The following is a 2,733-nucleotide window of genomic DNA, read 5'->3' as shown; positions in this document are numbered from 1 at the left end:
CAAATAACAAAGATTTATACAATTTTGAATTTCTAATTTTGAATTTTGATTGAATGTTTAATTTTCTAATTATTTAATGTTGAAACGATTTTGCCAAATATTAAAGTTAATTCTTGAGCTTCTTTCCATAATTCTCTTGCTCTGTTTGTTTCTGTTGGCATACAAGCTGAGATCATTCTTAACCAATGTTTTGTTTCTTGAATTTCTTTTTTGCAGATATAAATTTTATTTCTAAAGTCTTTCTTTGAACTTGCTCCATTTGCTTCCATATAGTTTGCTCCTATACTTGTGGAAGATCTGATAATTTGGCTTATTATTGGTTTTGTGATCGTGTCTTGTTTAATTGTTTTACAAAATTTAATAACATTTTCCCCAAAAACTGCTGTCCGTTCTTCTAAATCATAATTGTTATTTTTATCTTGCATTGTTTTATTGTTTCAAAATTAAAATATTCTAACATTCAAAATTGCTTCAAAATTTGAAATTCAAAATTAAAAATTACTTCTAAAGGTTATCTTTCGCTTTAATCTTCCAATAATAAATCGTGCCGTTTTTCAAATCGCAAACACTTGGCACCGCGTCAACAAGATTATATGAGTATGACACATAAGCTCCGCCAGAATCGCTTGCTTGATTATAGAGAGTGGTTATAAGAGCACTTGGATCCAATCCATCCACCAAAGCAAAATCATCGCCAAAATATATTTCAAAATCCAATGGGTCTCCTTCAGGATCTCCTGATTGCCAGCTTAATGATAAACATAAACTCTGCCCGTCATCACCCATTGTTGGCACAGGATTTATTGGTTCATAAGGCGCGTAATTGGTTGGTTCTCCACCTCCTTCGCAAATATTTGGTTCAGAAACAACAATTGGTTTTGATGGCAGCAACACGACGCCGGTTCCAAGACAAGAACACCCACTTGGAGTACATGTGTTAGGGTCTTTAGTAGAATCAGTATCTAATCCTGCGCAAGTGTTGCGATAGATTACTGTGATTGAACCTGATGATTTAATTTCACTTTCCGCAACCGCCTCAAAACTGCCACCTATAAAAGTAATTGATCCGCCTGAACCGCCAAGATAGGCATAAAGTTTGCCTGATATTGTTGCTTTAGTACAAGAAAAATTTGTTCTTATTTTTATTGTTCCATCACTAGCACCACTTCCATTCGCTAAAAAAATTCCTGTGTTATTAATCCCCAATGATGATTGACTAGTAATATTAATTGTTCCGCCACCGCCACCGCCACCAACTAATCTTCCGCCACCGCCACCGCCACCATTCGCAGAAAAAGTTCCAGAAATCGTTAATGCTGCTTGGCTATTGATATTAATTGTTCCGCCACCGCCACCGCCACCGCCACCATCCCAGGAGCCACCGTACTGACCGCCACCGCCATTCGCAGAAAAAGTTCCAGAAATCGTTAACGATGATTGACTATTTATATTAATTGTTCCACCACCACCGCCACCATTACCATCACCATCACCATTACAACCGCCGATTCCGCCACTACCACCTTTATTGCCACCGACAGTACCGCCAGAACCGCTACAAGCGCCGCCACCGCCACCGCCACCATTATTTCCACCGCCACCGCCTGGTAAGTTACTATTCCAGGCCTGTCCACTACTGCCACTACCACCAAAATTAATCATATTCCGTCCATTCAAACTATTATATCCACCTATTCCTGATGTAATGATTTGACTAGTTGTTACTAATTTATATTCATAACTGTTTATATCAACCCAACCGTCATGACCTGAGGCCTGAAGAGTGCCATTATGATAAAAATAATTGTCAGTTGGTAAACACGATTTGCTTATACCAGACCCAGCATAATTAGTATTACCATCATAAACACCATCAGTAGTGTCAATAACAATTGTTCCCTGCTGTCCATCAGCAGTAATTTTGCCTGCGTTAAAAAGATTAATTTTACAAAAATGCAATTCAACATGGTTGGCGCCAAAATTAAAAACATTATTTATTATCAAATATCCATTTTGGCTATTATAGACAACATTAAGATTATTAACATTTGTTTCATCATAGCAATAAAAATAATTAAGATTTTTTTGGTATGGAGTATTATAAACATCTGTGCTTGCGTCGCCTGTAATATAACCTGCTTGAAACTTTGCTTTTGCGTTAACACAAGCTTGCGTCGTTCCAACCGACCCCGCTTGCGCGGAGTTGGTGAAAAACATAACTGAACCAACAATAACTAACAAGAAAACAATAAATTTTTTTAACATAAACGATTTAAATTAAAATGCAAATATCAAAATGATAATTACAAAAATAGCTAATAAATTACTCTTAAAATTCTCTAATAATTATATCTCATTAACATTTGAAATGCAACGTTTAATTTCTAATTTTGAATTTTGAATGAATTTTTAATTTTCTAATTATTTAATGACAAAACGATAGTAATTAAAAATCCAAATAACAAAGATTTATACAATTTTGAATTTCTAATTTTGAATTTTGATTGAATGTTTAATTTTCTAATTATTTAATGTTGAAACGATAGTAATTAAAAATCCAAATGACAAAGATTTATACAATTTTGAATTTCTAATTTTGATTGAATGTTTAATTTTCTAATTATTTAATGTTGAAACGATTTTGCTAAATATTAAAGTTAATTCTTGAGCTTCTTTCTTCTAGGTTGTATTTTTTGACATTTGGATTTTGGATTTGATTTGACATTTGGATTT

2 protein-coding genes are annotated in these 2,733 nt (G+C 34.0%); both read right to left on the bottom strand.

The annotated features are described in order from the left end of the window. Positions 1 to 65 precede the first annotated feature (65 nt). Entirely contained in the window at positions 66 to 425 is a 360-nt protein-coding gene (locus tag KKH67_16185; protein ID MBU1320715.1) for a four helix bundle protein, read from the bottom strand. Between the two features lie 79 nt (positions 426 to 504). After that, positions 505 to 2,265, bottom strand: a complete 1,761-nt coding sequence (locus KKH67_16180) for a hypothetical protein (protein MBU1320714.1) — start codon at positions 2,263 to 2,265, stop codon at positions 505 to 507. Between the last annotated feature and the right edge of the window lie 468 nt (positions 2,266 to 2,733).

Source organism: Candidatus Zixiibacteriota bacterium, from assembly GCA_018820315.1.
GTDB lineage: Bacteria > Zixibacteria > MSB-5A5 > JAABVY01 > JAHJOQ01 > JAHJOQ01.
This window is presented reverse-complemented; position numbering and strand designations above follow the sequence as displayed.

Excerpts from the sequence above, each read along its gene's own strand:
- KKH67_16180 (MBU1320714.1), bottom strand. The coding sequence starts at position 2,265 with ATGTTAAAAAAATTTATTGTTTTCTTGTTAGTTATTGTTGGTTCAGTT.
- KKH67_16185 (MBU1320715.1), bottom strand. The coding sequence starts at position 425 with ATGCAAGATAAAAATAACAATTATGATTTAGAAGAACGGACAGCAGTT.